We start from the raw sequence: 24,455 nt of genomic DNA, 5'->3' as shown, positions 1-24,455 counted from the left end.
AAATGAAAAATTTATCATACAATAGAATTACATTTTTTCTCTTGGGGCTTATTTGCTTGTGCTTTACCGCCTGCAAAAAAGATGATTCGCCTTATCATGATTATGTAAATACACAGCAGACTTTTAATGGTTCTGCCATGGATTACCTCAAGGCACAGCCTAAAGGTACATTCGATTCTTTGCTCTTGGTTTTAGACCGTTATCCTTTTTTGAAAGATTCGCTAACGAACCAAAAAGTAACACTTTTTGCGCCGGTGAACAAAAATTTTGAAGCCGCTGAGAAGTATTTAAACATGGTACGTAAAAACCAGGGTAAGAAACCAGTCTATTTGTCAAATGCAGATCCTAACGAATTGGGGTATATGCTTTGTAAATACATCATCAGAGGAGACAGAACTACCGATGCCTACATCAACAATGTAGATGGTATGTTATTGAAAAACATTGTAATCGACTACCAGATGCACATTAAATATGTGAAACTGAGCTCTGCAGGTTATATTGGCGGTGGGCCAGCAACATTAAATTTTAGTGATACTTATGGTTCCATTTTTACTACCTATTGGGTAACAACTACAACCAATGCAGTTAATGTTAAAACCAATAATGCCATTATCAATATACTCACACCAATACACAACTTTGGTTTTGATGAATTCACCAACAGATTGAACAATTAAAAAGTGATGATGAAAAAAAATATAAATCTAGTGCGAATATTCTTAACCATTTTAATTAGTGGCATAGTCTTATCGTCATGCAAAAAGAATTTACCTGAAGAGCGTTTGTCCATAGCCAACGATTCTCAGTACATACAATACTTATATCAACCTGTTCTTGGTAGAAATACCCTGTTTGCCAATAATTTCCAATATGGAAATTCGAGCAGGCCATTAGATTTTAAGATTGTAAATATGCGCAGTTTTACTGGAGAGCCGGCACCAGAACTAACTAATAATTACCCTGTGTTAGTTTGGAAAACGGCTTATGATGGTACAGAGAAATCGCTAAATGAGATCAATGCAAAACGAGTGGTAGAAAACCATCCGTTATTTGAGGTAAGACCCCATTCAGGAGAATTTTTAATGTGGGCAGCGGCTAACTCTAACATGATAAAAGCACAACCAGATTCTGGTTATGTTTTCGATGTAGAAATGTCTAACTCGGGGGGAAGAAAGTATTATCAGAATTTTCGTCTGCGCCCACTACGCGAAAGACCTTACGAGCCATCTAATTTAGATCCTGTTACAGGTCAGGGCACCTCGGTTTCGGTGAACCCTACCAGTGTAAATATTACGGGCGAACGCGGTCAGCCTTTGAATACCAGAGATGATGTTCAGGTATTATTCAAAAAGGCTGGTAATGGTAATAGTATCACATTCAAATTTGTAGATACCCTATCCAATCCTATTAATCCAGATAAGTTTGCCACAACCGATTGGGCAAATCTCGTACATGGTTTTAACATGGTTAAGGATGCCACCAAGGTGAAGTATGATGTTGCATACCCTATACCCTTAAGTACGTACCCAACCAAATACACCACACTTTCCGGAGATCAGGCCCGAATAGTTTTCAGGTTTAACAGGCAGGCTTTTGGTAACGTGCTTCAACAATGCTACCTGGCATTCAATTTTAATATTTACGAGAAGGGAGACTGGGAGATAACTTTCTGGTTTAAGCGGGACAAACCAAAATTTGATAATGATTAATGGAACAGTATAAACTAAAACAAAACATATTTCCGATGAAGTATTTTTACACCATAGTTATTTTATTGATTTTTGGTTTCCAAAATTTAGCTATTGCCCAACAACGTATTGTTGTAACCGGAGTAGTTATAGATGGATCATCAAAATCAAAAGAAACAATACCCGGCGTTAGTGTTACCAGTGGAGGAAGTTCATTAGGTATTACAGACAATAATGGTAAATTCAGGGTAACAGTAGCTGGAAACTCTTCTTTAACATTTAGTTATGTGGGTTACGAATCTACTACCGTAAAAGTAAACAACCGAACCAATATTTCGGTTACTTTGGGTACTGATAACAAAACCTTGAAAGAGGTAACCGTTACAGCTGGTTACCAAACTAAAACGAAAACGTTAATGACGGGTTCTGCGGTAACCATATCTGGTAAGGACATTCAAGGACAGCCAGCAAGTGATGTGATGTCGCTATTACAAGGTAAGGTAGCTGGTTTAAATATCCAGAACAATACTGGTGCTCCAGGCTTTAGGGGTAACGTAACTATTCGTGGTATTTCGAATATTAACGTTTCTGGTTCTGGTAATGGATCATTTTTAACACCAACTTCTCCATTATTTGTAATAGACGGGGTACCAGTTGATGATAATACTGATTATTCTTATGGCTTTCAACAAGCAGGTCCTGGCGTTTCACCAGCCTCACAAATTCCACCAGAAGACATAGAAGATATTACAGTTTTAAAAGATGCAGCAGCTACGGCGCTTTATGGCTCAAGAGGTGCATATGGTGTAATTTTAATTACCACAAAACGTGGTAATTCGAAAGTGCCAGTGGTACGTTATAATGGCTCGGCATTTATGTCAACTGTTCCGCAATTGCGTTCGGTAATTGGTGGTAAGGGCGAGCGGTTGTTAAGAATCGATCAGATTTTGCGTTATGATACAACTTATAACCATGCTATCGATTTAATCAATTCTACTCCGTTTTTATCCGATAGTTTAAATGCTTATTACAATAACTCAACAGATTGGCAGTCTTATTTTTATCGCCAAACTTTTAACCAAACCCATAATTTAAATATTTCTGGGGGAGATGTGAAGTTTAACTATAAGGTAGCATTAGGCGCTTATGATGAAAAGGGTATTCAAGAAAATACTGGATATTCTCGTTATAATTTGAATATGAATATGAGTTATGCCCCAAGCCGAAAGTTTAAGCTAGAAGGGCAGTTGAACAACTCCATACAGAAGCAGCAAACGGGAAGTGGTAACGGACTCCAGAATTCGGGAGTCGCCAGTGGCGGAAGTGCGTCATCCTTGCTGCCCGCGCCCTCGCTATACTCTTCAGTTAATTCAGTGCTAGGGGCGCTAACTACGGATAATGATAATAAGGTATTAAATACTTCAGCACAATTAAATGCAGAGTACGAGATTGTACCAAATCTGAAATTGGGTTCATATTTAAACTATACTGCAAAATCGAGTACGAAGGATAACTTTTCTCCGGCGGCACTAAATTCAAACCAGGCAGAATATTATACTTACAATGATCGGGCTACTACCTTGTATAACCGTAATCAACTTTCGTATGTATACTCATTAAAAGAAGCGGGTGAAGATGCACACAACTTTACTGTATTTGCCTTCTCAGAACTAAGAGCCTCATTCTTTAAATCTGATGCCATATTAAATGACAGGGTTGTAAACGATCAGCTGAGAGGCCCGTTAACCAATATGACAGATTATTTAACGTCTAAAGGTGGAACAATTGGATATACTGATTTAAGAACAATAGCCTTTGCTGGTGCATTTTCTTATAACTATAAACAAAAATATGTAATCGATTTGAACTACCGTGTGGACGGACTTTCTACCAATGGGCCGAATGCAGGTTACAAGAAAAATCCTGCTATAGCGGTAAAATGGAATTTTGACAGGGAAGAATTTTTAGGAACTCCAAGATGGTTAGATTATGGAGATTTCCGTTTAAGTTATGGTTCTAACATTACACCTAATGGTAGTATCTATCAGGCTTATGGTAAATATTCTGGAGGTAACCGTTATAATAACAGTAACACAGTAATATCCAACTTAGATTTCTTGCCAAATTTAAGCTTAGAGCCAACTAAGGCCACCACTTACAATGCAGGTTTTGATATCGGTATTTTTAATGGCAAATTCACCTTAGCTTTTGACACATATTATAAACAGACCGATAATATTTTCCAGGAAAAGGCACTTTCTACAGCTAATTCATTTAATCAGATTGCTTCTACAGAAATTAGTAACGTTAACTATGGCTGGGAGTTTCAGGCTACTAGCAGACCATTAAATGCAACTAGCCCTTTTAAATTGACTTTAAGCGCAAACTTAGCGATTAACAGAGAGATACTTGCGGCCTTACCTGATGGGTTAAGGGAGAAAATTCGCTTTGATACAGATTTAGGACAAGATATTTATTACCGTTTGGGTATTAACTCTTTGTCTAACTATTTGTATAATACGAAAGGTGTTTACAGTACAAATGCTCAGGTTCCTGTAGATCCACTTACCGGTTTGCCTTATCGTGTCGGTTCAAACGGTCTCTTGAACTATTTCCGGGCAGGCGATCCAATATTTACCGATTTAGATGGTAACTATGTTTTAAACGAGTACGATAGGGTTATTGCAGGAAATTCACAACCTCAAATTACTGGAGGGTTTTTCACATTGGTTCAATACAAAAACTGGAGTTTAGAGGTTAATACTTCATTTACCTTACAAAGAGATATTTTAAACAACAGTTTGGCATCGCAATTTGCACGTTTCGGCAATCCAAACCTTTTGGGCAATCTGGTGCCGTTATCTGAGTACAGTTACTGGGCATCGGCTGGCGATATGGCTACTTATGGTAACCCATTGGATTTTGTTAGAGCGCAATACCTGGGCCCATTCAGGTATAACCAAACCTTGTTCCAGGAAGACGGATCGTACTTTAAATTAAACTCTGTAAAGGTATACTATATGTTTAATCAAAAATTCACGCAACGCTTTGGGATGAACAGGGTAAGCATTAATGCTACGGCTTCTAACCTAGGTTTTATTACACGTTACAGAGGGCCAAATCCAGAAAACGTAACTGCTTTAGGTAGAGATGATTCTGGAGGTTATCCTGCCTCTAAACAATTTGCATTGGGCTTAAATATTGAATTTTAAATCGGACATGATGAAAGCGAAAAACATAAAATATTTACTGGTTGCTACCTTACTATTATTCGTAGCGCCTGGATGTAAGAAATTTCTTAACGTTGAACCCATAGATGCACTTTCTGGAAACAATTTTTGGCAGACCAGAAACGACGTTGAAGGCTTTACCAACGGAATTTATTCTAGATTAAGAGATAAAATAGGTTTTAGTGTAATAATGCCTGCACTTGAAGTGAGAGGGAACTTTGTAAAAGTTGTTGGTACAATTGATAATAGTGGGAATAATGTGTTTAACAATTTAATTGTTAATAATTTAAAATCTCCAATAACTGGTTCAACAACATACGACGGTAGATTAAGAGCTATTATGGATTGGAAGGCCTGGTACGATATTATTGCCGCGAGCAATATATTGTATTACGAAGTAGATAATGTTCCTTCATCCGCCTTATCAGATGCAGACAGAAAAAGATACAAGGCAGAAGCCGTATTTACACGTAATTTAAGTTACATGTTTATCTGTAAATTATTTGGTGATGCCATTTACTATACAGAAGCTTACAATAGCAAAGCACTACCGCGTACGCCACAGGTAGAAGTAATGAAAAAGTGTATTGCAGATATGAATGCTGCAAAAAATGATCTTCCAGAAGCTTATACCGATGCATCGTTAATTGGATTGAGACCTACAAAAGCCAGTGCAGTTGCGCTGTTAATGCATTTAAACATGTGGGCAGCAGCTTGGGATACCGGAGATAAAACTGGGTATTATAAATCGGTTTTAGCACTGGGAGAAGAGATGGCTGGCTATAAAAATTATTCATTGTTGCCAATTACTGTTGAAAATACCCAAAAGATTTTTAAAGGCCGCTCTAGCGAAAACTTATTTGGTGTTTTGCAGGATTATAATTACGGTGAAACATTCTCAACCTTTTCTAATTATTCTTATTTCTTTTCTCATTTTCCAATTCGTGGCGGTATAACTAAAACCACCAGTTTTATGGCCTATGATAAAGATTACATCAACAAACTTTTTCCTGCTGGTACACCTGATGCCAGGGTATCCGTATGGTTTGAAAACTATAATGCTGATAACAACACTTTCCAGTTTAAGAAATACATTAATGTATATGCAACCGGATCGGGTGCAAGTTTGAGTATAAATAGTGATGATAGTGCGGTGATTTTTCGATTACCTGACGTTTTGTTACTTGCCGCAGAAGCTGCTGCAGAACTTGCTGATGATGCTGCTGCACGTACCTATGCTAATCAGGTAAGAGCTGCTGCTGCTGCACCGGCATTTACCACAAGTGGTGAAGAATTGAAAAACGACATTTATAAGGAACGATGTAGAGAATTAATTGGCGAAGGACAATTCTTTTTTGATCTGGTACGTACAAAAAGAGCCGTAAACACGGAATATTCGAAGGCAGTAATCAGTGTTGGTAATTTTAACAATGGCGCATGGACCTGGCCTTTAATCATTAGTGGCACTGAGCGTTCTGCTAATCCATATTTAGTAGGTAATAATTTTTGGAATTAAGACGATGAAAAAACAAAACAAAAATAAAGCATTTTTACTGGTATTGATCGGTACTGTGCTCATGTTTGCGAGTTGCAAAAAATACTATTTCGATACTGGTGTACATGATCCAAAATACAATGGAAGTGTATTACAGTATATGAAAGACAAAAAGCCCTTTTTCGATAGCACACTTACTGTTGTAAACCTTGCTGGTTTAACTGAAGTGCTGGATAAAGAAAACGTAACCTTTTTTGCGCCACCTAGTGGCTCTGTTTTCAAAAGTATTAAAAGACTTAACCAGTATTTAAGAAGTAATGGTAAAGATACCGTATCGAAACTTAGCCAAATAAAACCAGAGGTATGGAGAAACACCCTTTCTCAATATATTTTTAAAGGTGCTAACTTGTTAAAGGATTATCCACAAAGAGATACGCTTTCTTATCTTGCATATCCAGGTCAAAATTATACTTCTTATGGGGGACGTATAATGAATGTTGGTGCAATTTTTAGCGATGCAGGTGGTGTTAGTTATGCTGGTTACCGTCAGTTATTCCTCGCTTATATACCAGATCTGTCAAATCCACAAGTGGCTTTGCAGAATAATCCTGTTGCTACTTCAGATATACAGACTACAAATGGTGTATTGCATGTACTAACAAAAATTAAGCATAATCTTGGCTTTAATACCGATACGTTTATAGATCAGGTAGTTGCAGCTGGCATTTTACCACCTACACCATAGCTAATTATTTATTAATTTAAAATTAACAGATAAATGTTAACAAACATAAAATATAGAACAGGCATATTGGTAGCAATGGTGGTTTGCCTTGCTGGCCTAATGGTTTCTTGCGAAAAAAGTAAGGGACTGGCTGATGATCCATACGCTGGAGGAAAACAGGTTTTAGGGATTACTTTTATCTCTAAAACTACCGACCCTGATATTGTAAATGCAGGAACAACTTTAAATCTTCAGGTTAAAGGCTTAATGAAATATAAAGATAATTTTAAGCTGTACGTAAATGAGATCGAAGCTGAAGTGCTAAATTATACTGATAGTACCATTCAATTTAAGGTGCCACTAACGGCCAGTACTGGAAGTGTTTGGATTACTTCTCAAGGTCAAAGCTTTTTTGGACCAATTGTTAAGGTTGGGGGGAAAGTGGCTGTAGATCCTACTTTTAAAATTATAAATGGGGCCGGAACTGTTGCTGCTGCTGGTATAACAACAGTTTTTGATGCCGAAAAACTACCTTCAGGAAGGTTTTGGCTTGGCGGCGGATTTACAAGTTTTGAACAAAGAGGTACACTACTATCTCCTAATGGTGGCATAGCTCAAATAGATGCTGATGGTGGATACATTACCTCAGATATTAATTTTGGGAAAGGTGTAATGGGAGGACTTGGAATTATTACTTCGATCAATAGAATATCGAGTGGTTCACAGAACGGCAAATTTATTATAGCAGGTAGCTTTTCTTCTTTTAACTCTTGGCGTCTAAACAGACAAACCCTTAACAATATTACCAGGTTAAATGCTAATGGTACTTTAGATACCATTAAAACTGCCGATAAAGATGCCTTTGGTAATTCTTTAGTGCCCATTGTTAATCCTAAACCCGGAGAAACCTGGAAAAATGGCGATACTGTTGCCGCATTTAATGCCGGGGTAGATGGTTATGTGAAAAAAACCTTTGTTTTTGGAGAGCAGATTTATATTGTCGGTAATTTCCAGAACTTTAAAAGGATATACTATCCAAATTCTAGTTATGATGAGAAAGTTTATGATGTAACCCGGATGAAACAGATTGTGCGTGTAAATGCCGATGGATCGATGGATTCTACTTTTCATTATAATAAAAACACACGCCAAAGTGCTGCTGCAGGAAACGGTGGTATTTTCGATGCTACGATGCAGAGCGATGGTAAACTTATTTTAGTAGGAGGTTTTAGCTCCTTTAACGGGATAACTGCCAACCGGATTGTTCGCTTAAATTTAGATGGTTCTGTTGATCAGGGCTTTAGCGTAGGTAGTGGCGCTGATGGAGACATTTATTCTATAAGATATAATAGTGTAACCGATAAAATTGTGGTGTGTGGTAATTTTACCACTTTCAATGGAAAAGCATCTCCTGGTATTGCCTTGTTAAATTCTAACGGATCGGTAGTAAGTACATTTATTGGTGCCGCTATTACTGGTGGTATAGCAACTTTCGCAGGCCAGCTCAATAGTGGTAAAATAATAGTTTCCGGTTCATTCAATAGATATGGTGATTACCTGCGTCAGGGCTTTATGATTTTAGAACCTAATGGCCAGCTGGCTGTAGGCTATAATAATACCGGAGGTTTTCAGGGTAGAGTATATGATATGATTGAAACGCCAATATCAAATGGTTCGCAGGTGATTTTGGTAGGTGATATTACCAGGTTTAATTCCATGTTGCCACGTAACGTACTTAGATTAATCATTTCTAATTAACTGTACACTTTAATTATATAGATATGAAAAAAAATATAATATCAGTTTTTAATGTAAAAACTATAGGTACTGCACTCGTTTTGGGCTTTGTTTTACTCCAATCGGCCTGCAATAAAAATTTTGATAGTGTACTTCCTAAATCGTTCAGAAATGATACGCTTGGTTTAGGTACCAATGCTAAAAAAGTATTGTACATTATATTGGATGGGGTAAAAGGTTCGGTTGTTAGCAGCCTGGCACCAAGTAACCTGACACAAATTACTACAAATTCGATTTATTCTTATGATGGCGTAGCCGATTACCAGAGAAATGTGATAACTAACGCGGCATCCTGGACTACCATGCTTACGGGAGTAGATTATACTAAACATAATGTTACCACAGAGGCTTTCACAGGTTTAAATTTGCAACCAACCCCAACATTATTTAGCGGAATTAAATCAACTATCCCAACTGCTAGAACAGTTTCTTTCGGTGCAACAGCTGCATTTAACGATAACCTGGCAACTGATGCAACCGTTAAACAAACCCTGTCTGATGATGCAGCTGTTAAAACTGCAGTTATTACTGAATTAACAACTAGCAATCCATCATTATTGGTAGCGCAATTTCACAGCGCTGAAACTGCTGGTGCGGCTAATGGATATACTGCATCTACTGCAGCATATACTACAGCCATTAATACATTAGATAGTTATGTTGGAGAGATCCTGGCAGCTTTAAGGGCGAGAAAAACTTATGCCCAGGAAAATTGGTTAGTGGTAATCGCATCTAATAAAGGAGGAGGCCCTACTTCGGGTGGTGGTGCAGGTTCAAACATCTATGCCGACGATTCCCGTAATACTTTTGTGGCTTTTTATAACCCTAAATTTAAACCGAATCCTGTAACAAAACCCGATGTAAGTAACCTGCCTTATGCAGGAATTGGCCCGAAGTTTAATGCAACCAATGGTGCTGTACAAAGCGATCCTAATTTTTTAAATTTAGGTACAAATGTTGAGGCTACTATCCGTTTTAACATCCGTTGGGATGGAAGTGCGGGAAATTCGGGCTACTGTGCAATTCTCCAAAAAAGAGGCCTTACTAGTGGAATAACCGGAGGTGTACCGGGTTGGGCCTTTATAAAAGACGATGGTGGCATTATTACTTTTAATGCGAGCTTCACTGGGACTACTGGTAACAGCCAGACAAAAGGGCCGGCATCTCAAAAGATAGATGATGGGAAATGGCACTCTGTTGCAGTAAGGTTCTTTAACAATGGTACTACCCATACAGCCAGTATGTTTGTTGATGGTATAGCTGCGCAAACCGCTAATTTACCCCTAAATGCAGGTAGTGGAAATTTAAATACCACAGCGCCTCTACAGTTTGGAAAATATACTAGTGTAGATTGTTTTATTACCGAATTTGCGGTTTACAATGTAGCTATTCCAAATGCCGATATCATAGCGGCAAGTAAAAAAACACCTTTAACGCCCATAACAGATCCATATTACAACAATTTAATAGCCTATTTTAAAGGTGACGAAGGTGTTGGAAGTGTAATAAATGATGTGACTGGAAAAGCACCTAAAATGAATTTAGTAGGAACGCCTAACTGGACGAGTTTTGCTGATATCTCCCCAAATCTATCTCCGGCAATATCTGAAGCTGCTTTTAAAGCTGTGCCTAACGGTGTTGATATTCCGGTATTAATCTACAATTGGATGAATATTGCTGTACCGGCCCAATGGAGTTTAATGGGTAAATTTTATAACCCTTCAGTTACTTTTCCAACAAACTAATCAAATATTAGAAATATGAAACTTAATCATTTTACTATATCATGTGCTGTTATATTGTTGTTAGGGGTAACAGCCTGTAAAAAATACGGTTACAACATTCCGGATGGTTACCCAGACGATTCTCAGAATGTTGCTGCAGGCAATATTGATACCAATATGAAGGTGATCGATAAGTCTATGTATGCAAAAGCGAGGGTATTTCCAGGCTTAGTAGATCAATCGGAACCGCGTGTACAAAATGCTAAATTTACCTTAGATTTAAACTTTACCGATCAAACAGCTGAGAATCTACGTATATCAGTTGCTCCAGAGCCGCAGTACAGCACTGGTTATTACGCTGCTCCAGGTGAACTGGTTAAAATAGAGGTTCCGGCAGGTATTGAAGGTTTAACTGTTCAGGTTGGTGGCCATACCGATAACCTTGCAGGTAAGAGCCCATTATTGCGCGACCCAGTTATTTATATGCGTCAGCAACTTTATGCAGGCGCAAACTATGTCCGTAATTTATATGGTGGTACCATTTATATCCGTGCAGGCAGAGCCTATCCAAACCCTGTAGAGTTTACCATTACCAATGCTTGTGTTTCTCCTGATTTTATTCTAGGCCAAACAGTAGATGCAGACTGGGTAAATAAAGTAAAAGCTTCTCAGGTACCTTGGCTAGAGTTACGTAGCAAAAGGGTGATTTTCCTGGTGCCAAGAGATAAAATTATAGCTACATTTTCATCATCCGAACCTTATACTAACCCAACTGTTGCTTTGGGCAAATGGAACGATGTATTCGATCTTGATTACAACGCCTGGATGGGTTTATCAGATAATGCGGCAGATGCAAGAGATAAAAGCCCGCAGGGACCTTGGAGAGGGATATTGGATATTCAGTTATCAGCAGGTTATGGCCACAGTGGTTTCCCTTTTGTAGGTTTGAACGATAGTGAGTGGTTTAAAGGTTTTACAAGTCTGAAAAACATTACAACCAGTAATGGTATGTGGGGTTCCTACCACGAGTTCGGCCACAATTGTCAACAGGGAAGAGTTTGGAGCTGGAGCACTTTAGGCGAAACAACCAATAACTTATTTAGCTTTAAAGTAGCCAACAGAATTGGTGCCGATTATAATATTTTGCACCCTTCAGTTTCAAGTGGTTTTCCTCAGGCCATAACCTATGCTTCTGGTACAGGTGCAAAAAATTTCGATACCGATGGTGCAATGAACGATCCGTTCAAACGAATGACACCTTTTGTGCAGATTTTTGAGAAATATGGCTATGGTGCCATGACTCACTTGTATACTGAAGCAAGACATGCGGCGCGTTTAAACTCTAGCGATATTACCATGCATAACTTTGTATACGAAAAATTATCTGACTATACTCAAACTGATTTAGCCCCATTTTTTGATGCCTGGGGAATTAATTATAGCGATGCTGTAGCGGTTAAAATGTCTAATAAATATCCTTTGTTGACGAAACAGCTCTGGACTTATAATCCTTTAAATAAAACAGGAGGAACTGGTACTATTACTTATACTACCACTGTTGTATCAGCAAGTTCTCCTGCACAAGAGGGATCAATTGCTGCTTTGGTAGATAATAATTTAACTACTTACTATCATTCTCAGTATTCAAGCCCAACACCTGCACAATCATACCCTTTTACCTTCATATTTAATGCAGGTGCCAATATTCCTGTTAAGGGTATGTATTTTAATGGCAGAGCCGGTACCAATAGGGCCGGAGATGCTAAAGAGGTAGAGATTTTTAGCAGTAGAGATAATATTAATTACACCAGCATTGGTACTACCACTTTACCAAATACTGCCAACAGGTTCGAATATATATTTCCCAATGGAAATATAAATGCCAAATTTTTCAAAGTAATTGTTAAAAACGGATATACCACTAATCCTTATGTGGTATTTGCTGAAATGAATTTAATAAAGCCATAATTTAAGAGATCATGAGATTAGATAATAAAATTTTTAAAGTCCTTTCATTGGGCCTTCTAAGCGTCTTAATTTATTCTGGCTGTAAAAAGTACGATAACCCGCCACCAGTATACGAAGACCTAAAAAGATCAACAGGTTTACAGCGTAAGGTATTAATTATCAGTATTGATGGATTAACTGGGTCTGAGTTGCAAGCCGTAGCACCTACTAATATTACCGAATTACAAAAAAACTCAAAGTACACCTATAATACCTTAAAAACAGCATCTGATGCTGCAGGTTGGGTTTCTTTGCTAACAGGCACAGGTTTTTCAAAACACCAAATCAGTGGCGATAATTTCGAACGGGTTGCAGATCCAAATGGAGATGATCATGCGCCGATTGTATCTTACCGTAATGTATTTGATTATGTAACACAGTACAAAGCGGTTAAAACAGCCTTAGTTACACCTTGGGCTAATTTGCGCAATTATATGCGTAATGCCGATTTTTCTCCAGTGGTAACCACCGACCTTGCGGTTAAAGACAGCACGATAAGCATCTTGAATAGCCAAACAAATTTAGGTACAATGGCGGTTAATTTAAGAGAAGTAGAGGCTGCCGGAGCTAACGGTGGATACCTCGCCACTAATGCGAATTACAAAAATGCCATAATAAAGGCTGATGAATATGTTGGTAATATTATGACTGCACTGAAAGCCAGAAAAAATTATTCAAATGAAGATTGGCTTGTCATTATAACCAGCAATCACGGTGGTAGTAGCGACAACCCTACTAATGGTTTTACATTAGTGTATAATCCTGCATTTAAACCTTATGAACTAAAGAAAACAGGTTTTAACCCAGTTTTATTCAACAATGCTACTGGAAGAGCTACTTTAACTAATGACAATAACCTTTACGATGCTGGCGAAACAAAAAGTTTTACGGTGCAGATGGATGTGAAATTTAATTCAGTTCCAAGTGGCTACTCGAGCTTTTTTAGTAAGAGTACTAATCTAAGTGGTCAGTCAATTACAGGTTGGCAGTGGGCACTTTATCCTGGAGGCAAGTGGGTAATTACTACTGGAGGAACTTTGAATGGAGGTGGCGGAAAACAAGATGTATCATCGACAGATTCTCCCGGAACAGATTGGCATACCTTAACCATGACGGTTGAATACATCAATTCAACAACAAGAAACTTAATTATGTACATAGATGATAAGCGTCAAAATGCAACCGCATTAAATATTACTGGCAGAAAAAGTTTAAGCACAACAGAAGGATTTAGAGTAGGCCATAGAACTGGTGATAATGATACGCCTACATCTTTTTATGGTGCTAATCTAGCTTATTTTAATTCAGCTTTAAGTGAGGCAACTATTAAAAGCAATTTAGGCTTAAAAGATATTACCAAACATACTAATTACGCAAATCTGATTGGTTTTTGGCCAATGGATGAGGGTGCAGAGGGTAGTTTCTTTAATAAGGCTCCTGGTGGTTATAATATGGCCCTTTCAGGTTTATATAGTTGGGCAAATTTAGGGGCTTTGTATCCTCCTGGTACAGCTGTAGAACCTGTAACATCAACATTATCCATTCCATCAACAGTAAGTGACGTTTCTGCACTTACTTTGTATTGGATGAAAATAAATATTCTTTCTGATTTTGGTTTTGATGGTAAAACTTACCTTAAAAACTTTGAAATAGAATTTTTAAAATAGTAGTTAGTTTTGTTAGTGAGCCCCTTGCCGCCTTACGGAGGCAAAGGGTTTTTTCTGTTTTAGGGGGGTAACTATATGCAGTAAACTTCATCTTAGCCCGTAGAACTTAATTTACTTAACTGCTTAATGGTGAAAAATTGCTGCTAACTACCCCAACATAAAAATTGTAATTCAATTTGCTTACAAATTAACTCCTCGGTAACATATTTAAAACTCAAACGTTTGCGCTAAAACATTTTCATCATTATCAGTTAATCATCAGTAATTTGGAGCAACAAACAAAATTATACACACAGCATGAAGCGAAAATTAACCATTTTATTAACATCATTATTTATTGCCGGGCAAATCAGCGCACAAGAGCTGCCCTCCGAACTGCAAACCCCCGAAGTGGTTTCGGTAAACCGTTTGCCTATGCGGGCATCGGCTTTTGCATTCGAAAACCAGGATTTGGCAACTAAAAGAGCTAAAGAAAAATCAGCATATTTTTTATCATTAAATGGTAGCTGGAAGTTTAACTGGGTAAAAGATCCGCGCAAAAGACCTACAGATTTTTATAAAGTAGATTTTGATGATAAAGGCTGGGATAATTTTAAAGTACCTGCCAACTGGGAAGTGAATGGTTACGGGCTTCCAATTTATGTAAATCAACCATACGAATTTGCCGGCCGACAGCTAACAGGCGCAAAAATGAACCCGCCATTCGATATTCCGGCAGATAATAATCCGGTAGGTTCGTACCGGAAGAAAATCAATATTCCGGCTAACTGGAGCGGTAGAGAGGTATTTATCAGTTTAGGTGCTGTAAAATCTGCATTTTACATCTGGGTAAACGGAAAAAAAGTAGGTTATAGTGAAGATAGTAAACTGGCTGCAGAGTTTGATATTACCAAATATGTTAAACCTGGAGAAAATACCATTGCATTACAGGTTTACAGATGGAGTGATGGCACCTATTTAGAATGCCAGGATATGTGGCGCATATCGGGAATAGAGCGTGAGGTTTATTTATATTCAACACCGAAATTAGATATCCGCGATTTCAAGGTTATTGGAAGTTTAGATGCCACTTACACCAACGGATTGCTAAATGTAGATTTAGCGGTTGAAAATTATAAAATAGATCAGCGCACCAACCACAGCCGCCCAGATAGTTTTTATGTCGCACTTGATTTAGTTGATGCCAAAGGAACTCATGTTTGGAAAGATGCGACCACCATCCAAAAAGTGTTGGGCAATTATAAAACCGATCTTTCTTTTAAAACACAGATCAGTAATGTGAAAAACTGGTCGGCAGAAATTCCTTATTTATACACGCTTTACATCACTTTAAAAGATAAAGACAATAAAATAATTGAGGTAATTCCACAGCGCGTGGGCTTCCGTTCGGTAGAAATTAAAGGAAGCGATTTATTGGTTAATGGTAAACGTGTATTTTTAAAAGGTGTGAACAGACACGAACACAATGCCACGCAGGGCCATACTTTAACCCATGCCGATATGGAGAAAGATATGGAAATGATGAAGAAACTGAATGTAAATGCAGTTCGTCATTCTCATTATCCGCCAGATCCTTATTGGATGGAACTTTGCGATGAATATGGTTTGTACGTAATCGACGAAGCCAATATCGAATCGCATGGTCGTTACTACAGTTTGGAAACTACTTTTGCCAACGATAAACAATGGCGTATTCCTCATCTTGAGCGCATTACCAGAATGTACGAGCGTGATAAAAACCATGCATCAGTAATTACCTGGTCGTTAGGTAACGAAGCCGGTAACGGTGTTAACTTTTACGAGGCTTATCAATGGCTTAAAGGAAAAGATTTCCGTCCGGTACAGTACGAAAGGGCAGAGAGCGATTTCAATACTGATATGATTGTTCCGCAATATCCTTCTCCAAATTATCTGCCACGTTATGCGAAACAGGATAAAGAAACACGCCCGTTTATCATGAGCGAGTATGCCCACATTATGGGTAATAGTTTGGGTAATTTTAAAGAATATTGGGATGCTATTGAGAACAACCCTAAACTGCAGGGCGGTTTTGTTTGGGAGTGGATAGATCAGGCAATCGATACTGTTAAAAACGGCAAACGCATTATGGCTTACGGCGGCGATTTTCCGCTAAGTGGCCCGGTTGATGAAAACTTTAGCGATAACGATTTTTGCGTAAAGGGTGTGGTTACGGCCTACCGCGGCATGACACCAATGGCCGTAGAATTGAAAAAAGTACATCAATATATCAAAACTACTTTTAACGGTACCAACCAGATCAATGTAAACAACAGCTATTTCTTTAAAGATATCAGCAACGTGCAATTAAACTGGGAATTGGTTGAAGATGGAAAAGTGATTCAAAGTGGTGTGGTAAGTAACCTGAATGTTGGTCCGCGCCAAACACAGCTGTTAAGCATACCATTTAGAACGAATTATGCAGCAGGCAAAGAATATTTCTTAAATGTGCATTACCGCTTAAAAACAGCTGAACCATTTTTAGAAAAAGGTTATGAAATTGCTTACGAGCAGATCGCATTGGCGGGAGCGCCTAAGGCCAATGTTTATACCAACAACAAGAAAACTTTAAAAGTTGAGCAAACAGCAGAAAAAGCAGTAGTTAAAGGAAGCGATTTTACCATTACTTTCGATTTAACTAAAGGAATGTTAATAAGCTATATTTCTAAAGGGCAAGAATTATTGGCTTCAGGTTTACAACCAGGCTTTTACCGTGCACCAACCGACAATGATATTGGTGCAGGTTTAAATACCAAATTACGTATGTGGCGTAATGTTTATCAGGATAACAGTACAAGTAACATTAAATCAACTGTAAATTCAACCGCTGATGGCTTTACCCTAACCGTTAAATCGTCTCTACTTAAAGGTGATGCAGAAACCACACAAGAATTTAATGTATTAACCGATGGAACAGTTAAAGTGAATAACCAGTTTAAAGCCGTAACAGGCAACTACAAAAGTTTAATGCGTATTGGTAACGATCTGCAGCTGAAAAATGATTACAGCAATATCCAATGGTATGGTCGTGGACCAGGTGAAAATTATGTAGATAGAAAAACAGCATCATTAATTGGAATTTATAAATCAACAGTTGCTGATCAGTATTTTCCTTATGCACGTCCACAAGAAAGTGGTAATAAAACCGACGTACGTTGGGTAACTTTTACCAATAAAGCCGGAAAAGGTTTACGTTTCGAGTTTGCAGATCAGTTATTGAGTTTTAATGCGTTGCCATTTTCGGTAGAAGATTTAGATCCGGAGGCCGAGAAAAAACAATATCACTCTGGCGAACTGGTAAAACGCAATCAGATTTATATACACATGGATATGCAGCAATTAGGAGTTCAAGGGATCGATAGTTGGGGATCTATGCCACTAATTCAATACCAGATTCCGTTTAAAGATTACCAGTACAGCTACTATATCAAACCGATTAACTAAATAACCATTATTCGTCATTGCGAGGCACGAAGCAATCTTTTTCAATCGGATTGCTTTATGCCAAGTAATGATTTGGATAAAAAAATTTTAATACAGAAGTCTAACCAAAATAAAATGAAACTTATCAAAATCTGCTTTAGCTTGTTGCTGTTTTCTCAACTTAGCTTTGCACAAGAATCAAAACTAGCTGCTACACCTCCAATGGGCTGGATGAGCTGGAATATTATGTCCGAAAACCCGAACGAAAAAGATATTAAAGAAATGGCCGATGCAATGGTTGCCAGTGGGATGGTGAAAGCAGGCTATCAGTATATTTTTTTAGATGATTGTTGGCAGGGTGGCCGCGATAATAAAAACAAAATCATTGCCGACCCAAAGAAATTTCCTTCAGGCATTAAAGCCCTGGCCGATTACCTGCATAGCAAAGGGATGAAATTGGGTATCTATTCTGATGCTGCTCCTTTAACCTGTGCTGGTTATACAGCCAGTCTGAATTTCGAAGATCAGGATGCTAAAACCTTTGCTTCGTGGGGAATCGATTATTTAAAATACGACTATTGCAATGCTCCAGAGGATGTTGAAACTGCTAAAGCCCGTTATGGTAAAATAGCCCAGGCGCTTCGTAAATCGGGTAGAGATATTGTATTGGGAATCTGCGAATGGGGTCCACGAGAACCCTGGAACTGGGGTGCAGAGGTTGGTGGACAAAGCTGGCGTACTACTTACGATATCAGAGACAAGTGGAATGATGTAGAAGGTAAAGGTGGAGTAGGTATTTATAACGTTGTTGATAAAACAGCCGCATTGGTAAGTTTTTCTGGTCCAGGTAAATGGAACGACGGAGATATGTTAGTGGCAGGCTTACACGGTACAAAAGGTCCTTCATCGGCTTTTAATGGCAATGGTTGTACCCAAGCTGAATATCAAAGCCAGATGAGTTTGTACAGTATGCTAAATTCGCCTTTATATGCAAGCTGCGATATCCGTAAAATGGACAATGAAGCAAAAACCATTTTCACAAACGAAGAAGTAATTGCATTAAACCAGGATGTTTTGGGAAAACAGGCCGAAAGAAAAATCAAAACCGATAGCTGGGATGTTTTTGTTCGCCCATTGGCCAATGGCGATTTCGCCATAGCGATTTTAAATAAATCGACAATTGCCCAAAATGCAAAAATAAACTTTGCCGAGTTAGGGCTGACCAATAAATACGAAATCAGGGATTTATGGAAACATAAAGTAATTGGCAAAAATAACAAGTGGAATGGTGAAGTAACTGCTCACGAAACGAAGGTTTTCCGCCTAAAAAAAATATAACACCTAAATAACAACAAACCAAACACAAATGAAATCATTATTATCTCTTGCATTAGTAGCTACTGGCTTAACCTCCTTTGCTCAAGATGCAGTAAAAGACCCCGCAACAATTGTCATTACACCACAGCACACACTTTCAAAAAACGACACGGTTTTTAGAAAGGCCATTGCCAAATGGAGCGATGAAACCTTAAAAAGTAGCGATTATAAGCGTATCAAAGCCCAACCTTCAGCTGAGGTTTTTCCAGGAACAGTAAAGACAGGTTTTCAGTTTGTAAATAAAACGGTCAGCATCGAGCATAAAAAAATGGCCGATAGCTTAGTCTCAATTGTATCTACCCTAGGTTACTCTGGTTACGATAACGCGACCATGTACAGTACAGGTTTATATGCGAAAGCTGGTGAGTACATTGAGATCGATGTACCCAAAAACACCAATGTAAACGAACTTGAAGTGCAGATCGGTGCGCATAGTGATCGCTTAAACTATTGGGTAGCTGGTAAAGAAGATTGGCGCAGAATGCCCATTATCACCAAAAAACAGCAATTGGTAATTGGTAAAAACAGATTGGCATCGCCTTTCGGTGGACTGATTTATATTAATGTTAAACCTAAGGCTGAAAGTAGAAAAATTGACTTCAAAATTAGCCATGCCATTGCTGCACCACTTTTTGTATTGGGAAAAAGTACGCAAAGTGATTGGGAGGGCCAATTAAAGAATAATAAAGCGCCCTGGGGCGAAATGGCCACTGAAAATGTAATTTTGACCTTACCTGATAGTGTATTGCAAACCATCAAAAATCCTGAAGAAGTATTAAAACTATGGGATTTAGTTGTACTTGGAGAACTGGACCTGGCCAATATGCCCGCACCGTTTTATAGGGCTCAACGGATGGTGCCGGATGAACATATTGGCGGAGGGTATATGCACAGCGGCTATCCGATCATGATCCACCATTCACCATCCAGAAAGATGCTCTCGAACGAAATTATGGCCAATCCTGAGTTATTGATGAAACCAAGTAAGGGAGGGGCAAATTGGGGCTTTTTTCACGAAATTGGGCACAATATGCAAAACTTGAACTGGGTTTTTGGTGGCACGACAGAAGTGAGCAATAACTTCTTTTCAATTTATATGTTCGATAGGTTAATGGGCGGACGGGATGATTCGCATACCGGCGTATCAAGTGCAAATACGCAAAAAATGATGAAAAAATATTTTGCCGAAGGTGCGGGTTATGAAAAATGGAAAAGTGATGCCTTTTTAGGATTGATCATGTTCCGCCAGATGCAGGAAGGCTTTGGATGGGAAAGTTTTAAAGCGTTTTTTAAAGAATACCAAAAAATCGGACCAAGCATAGGCAGGTTAAACGATCAGCAAAAACGCGATTTATGGGTAAAAACGTATTCTAATGTGGTGAAAAGAAATTTAGCCCCGTTTTTTAATACCTGGGGTGTAGGCATAAGTGAAGAAACACAGAAAGAACTGAGCGTGCTTCGTGCATGGAAGCCTTATAATTTTCCACCGGTAAACTAACCGTAAGCCATTTTTAATTAACTTAAACTAAATCGTAATGGCAGTAAGTAGGAAAATTGCTTTAAACACAAACGAACAAAGCGGAAATCAACTTCATATTTATGAGGTTAACCCGATTATTTTTTATTCTGGTGAAGCAGACGAACTGAATATCGAGCTTTTAGAATTCAATCATGGCGAATTGATCATTAAATCGCTGTCAACCGCCATTTTAAAAGTGAAAGCGTTGACAATGGAAGATGAAGCATTTACCATTAAATGGAAACAGAACGTTAAAGGTTTAAGAATTACCCTCCCTGATGGACTGATTAATGATGAAGCCAGAGAAAAGTGCACGTTAAAAATTAAGTTTTAAATTCTCGTAGACCTATGAGGTTTTGGGCAATATGTCTGGTAAACCGCATAGGTCTTAAGGGATGTAGCGTTTCTGTCTTGTTTTGCGTTTTAGTTTAAATTAAACAAATGAAACGGACGGTATTTATTTTAACTTCAATTGTACTGGTAATGAGTTTGATATGGGCTTGTACTGATCGCAATGAACCCATGCAGGATGTTGATCAGGCGGAATTAGAAAGGCTTTATAAGGACATTGAAAAATCGGCCCAGCAATTTACCTGTGAAAATGCCGGCGAATGGAACTTCACCGCTATCGGAGCTAAAGCCTGCGGAGGCGCATCAGCTTATATTGCTTATTCTGTAAAAATAGATGAAAGTACTTTTCTGAAAAAGGTTGAACAATTTACCAAACTACAAGCCGATTACAATCAAAAATATGGTGTATATTCTGATTGTGCATTGGTAATACAGCCGAAAGGAGTAACCTGCGATAATGGGAAACCTAAATTTACATATTAATTTTATCTAAATAATTTACTCCGTCACCCTGAACCGAGCCTTAGCGAGCTCACCGAAGGTAATTTAATTCTGGGTCTTTCTAAACAGATTCTGAAACAAGTTCAGAATGACGATCTTGTTTTTAATAAAATTTAAACAGCTCCTCAGTGTATTCGGAAATACCTTTTTTAACTTTACAGTTATTTGATATGTTCTTTTATAAATACCTGAGGGTTGTAAAACCGTTCGTTCAGTTGTTTATTATTAAAAGTTAGCCAGCTTGCACAGCCATAATCATCAAACTTTTTTCTGATTTCTAAATGAAGATGATGATAATCGCCACCATATTTTTTACTTTCCTGAGGGGTAAATAACCTGGCCAATTTGGTGTTTTGATCAACATTTTGGCCATTGCTTACATACACTTCTTTAAGATGTTTGTAAGTAGTAAACATGGTTAGTCCACTAGGTAGTTTATGCCTTACAACAATTGTGCGTTGGTTTTCGCCCAGATGGACAGAGCAGACTATTCCATTGGCCATGGCGTAAACATCAACGAGTTTAGTTTTAGGCTGTGTCGGGTTAATATCAATAGCCGTGTGGATGTGGCCTTTAACATAACTATCTCTATGATCGCCAAAAATGCTGATGATTTTGATATTATTTATTTTTTTACGGTTAGCCACATCAAAAGGAAGAAACCAGTTATCGGCAGTTTTTGTAGGAGCAGTATCGGTATAATAAGGTTTCCAGCGATCGCGATCTTTTTCAATCGTAGGGGTTTCGAATAAAAGCGTCGATAAAAAGATAAATAATAATGTTTTCATGCTAAAGATTTATAAAGCAAGATAATGATTTTATCGGTATAAACTATTTTTATAGTTTAAAAGAGTTGTCAACTTTTATAGGCTTTCGCTGGAAAGTTGACAACTCTGATTTATTTTTTTTCCGTGGTGTCAGACGTTACCATCTGACACTATTTTATTTTTGGTAAACATTTTGATTTGTCGAAAGTCAGATGGTAACATCTGACTGCACCTTTGGAAAGCGAACTAAGCCAAAACGTCTTCTTTCAAAGCCTCTGCTGCTGGATTAACCAGGGTACCAATTAGCTCTGGAACCGGAACATCAGTACTTTCGCTATAACCGTGGGTTAACAACCTTACCCGATTAATGCATACCCTGATAAATTCGGGCACAAACAGATCAAATTTCTGGAATTTAGGAGCCAATTCTGGATTTTCCTGTTGAAATTCTAAAATCACATCTGCCACCTGACGCCAGAATTGTTTTTCATCCAAGCCCACATAACTATGGAAAATGTTACTGAGGTATCTGAAAACGGCATCAAATATCCCTGAAAGGATAAATAAAGGCGCCAGCTCATCATTAATTTCCCTTAAAACATCTACCAGATCATTCGGTAATTTTGCTTTCGATTCTTCTGTTAGTACAATTTCTTCCACAAAATCTTTAATAATAATGCGCTCGGGTACGCCGTTTTTCATCACCAAAATGGTGTTTTCGCCATGCGGACTAAAGAAAAAGGCATGTTTATAAAAAATCCTTAACACTGGCTTTAAATAAGCAGACAGATAGGCATTTAACCAGCTTTCAGCATCCAGGCCAGATTTTTCGATTAACGCCTGTACCATACTTTTACCATTGTCATCTACATAAAGCAGACTCGCCATGGTCATGATGTTTTCACCTTCCAGCAAATAGTTTTCAGCACTTTCGCGCCAGATTGCACCTAAAAACTCCTGATATTGATACGGTGAACCAGGAATTTCACTGTATTGTGGGTGGGTATAGGCTACTGTTGCCACTTCGCCCAAAAGCACCACACGTGTCTGTTTTAAATACTCATCGCCTTGAAGCATGTCTTTTGCCCATTGCGTCACTTTTGGTGCAATAGCCAGTTTTTTAGGTGAAAGTCCTCTGAAAATGGAAGTGTTTAAAATAGAAATGGCCGTTTTTACATAATGTTTTTTAGGCTCACTTACATTAAAGAAAGTACGGATACTGTTTTGACACATGTATTCATCATTGCCTAAACCAACAGGTATAATTAAATTATGGGCAATATCGTGTGCCAGTTGTAATACGATTTTATTGTTCCACTGCCACTCGTGTACTGGGATAAAAAAATAATCTTCAGGTGGTAACTGTTGTTGGATTAATACCTGATTAAAATCGTAAACCTGCTTTAAGCTGAGTTCTTCATTATAAAAAGAAAATGGAGAAATACTTTCGATACTTTTAAATTCTGCTCTTGTTTTATGTACCGCTAACCAAGCCAATTGTGTTCTTTGAGCAGCTTCTGGAGCATATTTACCTTGATCGCTATGGTTAAAACCGATACGTCCTTTGTTGATGGTGGCCCAGGGATGCCCATCCATTTGATGTTCGATGGTTTGGTAATCAGCATTGGCTAATTCATCAGCGGTTAACCTGCCTTTTTGATGAATGTAAGCATCGGCATATAAGGTATTTAGGGTTTCTTCAACAAAATGTGCCAAAGTAAATGGTTTAATGCCAAAAGTTTGCTGTAGTTCGGTATAAAAAGCAGGTGCATTGTTCACGGCTACACTTTCACCATTTACAAATTTTTTGACGCTCTGTTTATCGATATGCAGGTAATCTAAAGCACGTTGCTGACCTGAAAAAGTATAATAAATCTCATCAGAATCGGTAGTGAGGCGGAAATCAGAATTTCCTTGTTCATCTGTATTGATCAGCATTGGTTCGGCTAATTTTTCGTGCATCAACTCTACGATCGATTTTGCGATGTAGTTGCGGTTTACTTTATCCCAGATTTCTTTATTTAAGGGTTTTATGTGATTGAAGTTGTTGTAATTCATAGTATTAATTTTTTATTTGTGTTATTTCAGAGTTGATTGTGATCTCTGTGAAATACTGTCATGTTGGGCCTGTCGAAACACATTCAAAAGTATTTAACTAAGTTCT

General features: G+C 38.1%; 16 protein-coding genes. 14 read left to right on the top strand and 2 right to left on the bottom strand.

All coding sequences use genetic code 11. From position 1 onward, the window contains the following. Window positions 1–2 precede the first annotated feature (2 nt). The 14 genes from AC1RJ8_RS24770 (at window position 3) to AC1RJ8_RS24705 (ending at window position 21,506) form a co-directional block, all read left to right on the top strand. Window positions 3–680 (top strand): hypothetical protein, encoded by a 678-nt coding sequence (locus AC1RJ8_RS24770; protein WP_492956113.1) that lies wholly within the window; start codon window positions 3–5, stop codon window positions 678–680. Between the two features lie 9 nt (window positions 681–689). Continuing rightward, window positions 690–1,712, top strand: a complete 1,023-nt coding sequence (locus AC1RJ8_RS24765) for a DUF5007 domain-containing protein (protein ID WP_493008064.1) — start codon at window positions 690–692, stop codon at window positions 1,710–1,712. Beyond that, window positions 1,712–4,903, top strand: coding sequence for a SusC/RagA family TonB-linked outer membrane protein (locus tag AC1RJ8_RS24760; RefSeq protein WP_492956111.1), 3,192 nt, complete (start codon window positions 1,712–1,714; stop codon window positions 4,901–4,903). Before AC1RJ8_RS24765 ends, AC1RJ8_RS24760 begins: the two co-directional genes overlap by 1 nt. A 7-nt stretch (window positions 4,904–4,910) precedes the next feature. Then, complete coding sequence (locus AC1RJ8_RS24755; RefSeq protein ID WP_492956110.1) at window positions 4,911–6,437, top strand: RagB/SusD family nutrient uptake outer membrane protein; 1,527 nt, start codon at window positions 4,911–4,913, stop codon at window positions 6,435–6,437. Between the two features lie 4 nt (window positions 6,438–6,441). Then, entirely contained in the window at window positions 6,442–7,161 is a 720-nt protein-coding gene (locus AC1RJ8_RS24750; RefSeq protein WP_492956109.1) for a fasciclin domain-containing protein, read from the top strand. A gap of 33 nt (window positions 7,162–7,194) precedes the next feature. Continuing rightward, window positions 7,195–8,898: a DUF5008 domain-containing protein gene (locus AC1RJ8_RS24745; protein ID WP_492956108.1), complete on the top strand. Its 1,704-nt coding sequence runs from the start codon at window positions 7,195–7,197 to the stop codon at window positions 8,896–8,898. A gap of 23 nt (window positions 8,899–8,921) precedes the next feature. Continuing rightward, window positions 8,922–10,682, top strand: coding sequence for a LamG domain-containing protein (locus AC1RJ8_RS24740; protein WP_492956107.1), 1,761 nt, complete (start codon window positions 8,922–8,924; stop codon window positions 10,680–10,682). Window positions 10,683–10,697: 15 nt separating this feature from the next. Then, on the top strand, window positions 10,698–12,629 hold the full coding sequence (locus AC1RJ8_RS24735) for a M60 family metallopeptidase (RefSeq protein ID WP_492956106.1): 1,932 nt from the start codon (window positions 10,698–10,700) through the stop codon (window positions 12,627–12,629). Window positions 12,630–12,640: 11 nt separating this feature from the next. Further along, a complete protein-coding gene (locus tag AC1RJ8_RS24730; RefSeq protein ID WP_492956105.1) occupies window positions 12,641–14,335 on the top strand; it encodes an alkaline phosphatase family protein in 1,695 nt (564 codons plus the stop codon). A 297-nt stretch (window positions 14,336–14,632) separates the two neighbouring features. Then, window positions 14,633–17,797, top strand: coding sequence for a beta-galactosidase, LacZ type (gene lacZ, locus AC1RJ8_RS24725; protein ID WP_492956104.1), 3,165 nt, complete (start codon window positions 14,633–14,635; stop codon window positions 17,795–17,797). Window positions 17,798–17,911: 114 nt separating this feature from the next. After that, entirely contained in the window at window positions 17,912–19,114 is a 1,203-nt protein-coding gene (locus AC1RJ8_RS24720; protein ID WP_492956103.1) for a glycoside hydrolase family 27 protein, read from the top strand. Between the two features lie 28 nt (window positions 19,115–19,142). After that, a complete protein-coding gene (locus AC1RJ8_RS24715; protein ID WP_492956102.1) occupies window positions 19,143–20,651 on the top strand; it encodes a M60 family metallopeptidase in 1,509 nt (502 codons plus the stop codon). A 37-nt stretch (window positions 20,652–20,688) separates the two neighbouring features. Then, a complete protein-coding gene (locus tag AC1RJ8_RS24710; protein ID WP_492956101.1) occupies window positions 20,689–21,006 on the top strand; it encodes a hypothetical protein in 318 nt (105 codons plus the stop codon). 107 nt (window positions 21,007–21,113) lie between these two features. Beyond that, window positions 21,114–21,506 carry a hypothetical protein gene (locus AC1RJ8_RS24705; RefSeq protein ID WP_492956100.1) on the top strand — a complete coding sequence of 131 codons (393 nt, stop codon included), beginning with the start codon at window positions 21,114–21,116 and terminating at the stop codon, window positions 21,504–21,506. Window positions 21,507–21,685: 179 nt separating this feature from the next. Here the strand turns inward: AC1RJ8_RS24705 and AC1RJ8_RS24700 are convergent, their stop codons facing one another. Continuing rightward, on the bottom strand, window positions 21,686–22,312 hold the full coding sequence (locus tag AC1RJ8_RS24700; protein WP_492956099.1) for a M23 family metallopeptidase: 627 nt from the start codon (window positions 22,310–22,312) through the stop codon (window positions 21,686–21,688). A gap of 225 nt (window positions 22,313–22,537) precedes the next feature. Beyond that, window positions 22,538–24,349 (bottom strand): IucA/IucC family protein, encoded by a 1,812-nt coding sequence (locus AC1RJ8_RS24695; protein WP_492956098.1) that lies wholly within the window; start codon window positions 24,347–24,349, stop codon window positions 22,538–22,540. Between the last annotated feature and the right edge of the window lie 106 nt (window positions 24,350–24,455).

This window comes from Pedobacter sp. GW822-FHT03F06, assembly GCF_058801365.1.
This window is presented reverse-complemented; position numbering and strand designations above follow the sequence as displayed.

Excerpts from the sequence above, each read along its gene's own strand:
- AC1RJ8_RS24745 (WP_492956108.1), top strand. The coding sequence starts at position 7,195 with ATGTTAACAAACATAAAATATAGAACAGGCATATTGGTAGCAATGGTG.
- AC1RJ8_RS24720 (WP_492956103.1), top strand. The coding sequence starts at position 17,912 with ATGAAACTTATCAAAATCTGCTTTAGCTTGTTGCTGTTTTCTCAACTT.
- AC1RJ8_RS24750 (WP_492956109.1), top strand. The coding sequence starts at position 6,442 with ATGAAAAAACAAAACAAAAATAAAGCATTTTTACTGGTATTGATCGGT.
- AC1RJ8_RS24740 (WP_492956107.1), top strand. The coding sequence starts at position 8,922 with ATGAAAAAAAATATAATATCAGTTTTTAATGTAAAAACTATAGGTACT.
- AC1RJ8_RS24700 (WP_492956099.1), bottom strand. The coding sequence starts at position 22,312 with ATGAAAACATTATTATTTATCTTTTTATCGACGCTTTTATTCGAAACC.
- AC1RJ8_RS24705 (WP_492956100.1), top strand. The coding sequence starts at position 21,114 with ATGAAACGGACGGTATTTATTTTAACTTCAATTGTACTGGTAATGAGT.
- AC1RJ8_RS24770 (WP_492956113.1), top strand. The coding sequence starts at position 3 with ATGAAAAATTTATCATACAATAGAATTACATTTTTTCTCTTGGGGCTT.
- AC1RJ8_RS24755 (WP_492956110.1), top strand. The coding sequence starts at position 4,911 with ATGATGAAAGCGAAAAACATAAAATATTTACTGGTTGCTACCTTACTA.
- AC1RJ8_RS24730 (WP_492956105.1), top strand. The coding sequence starts at position 12,641 with ATGAGATTAGATAATAAAATTTTTAAAGTCCTTTCATTGGGCCTTCTA.
- lacZ (WP_492956104.1), top strand. The coding sequence starts at position 14,633 with ATGAAGCGAAAATTAACCATTTTATTAACATCATTATTTATTGCCGGG.
- AC1RJ8_RS24695 (WP_492956098.1), bottom strand. The coding sequence starts at position 24,349 with ATGAATTACAACAACTTCAATCACATAAAACCCTTAAATAAAGAAATC.
- AC1RJ8_RS24735 (WP_492956106.1), top strand. The coding sequence starts at position 10,698 with ATGAAACTTAATCATTTTACTATATCATGTGCTGTTATATTGTTGTTA.
- AC1RJ8_RS24715 (WP_492956102.1), top strand. The coding sequence starts at position 19,143 with ATGAAATCATTATTATCTCTTGCATTAGTAGCTACTGGCTTAACCTCC.
- AC1RJ8_RS24760 (WP_492956111.1), top strand. The coding sequence starts at position 1,712 with ATGGAACAGTATAAACTAAAACAAAACATATTTCCGATGAAGTATTTT.
- AC1RJ8_RS24765 (WP_493008064.1), top strand. The coding sequence starts at position 690 with ATGAAAAAAAATATAAATCTAGTGCGAATATTCTTAACCATTTTAATT.
- AC1RJ8_RS24710 (WP_492956101.1), top strand. The coding sequence starts at position 20,689 with ATGGCAGTAAGTAGGAAAATTGCTTTAAACACAAACGAACAAAGCGGA.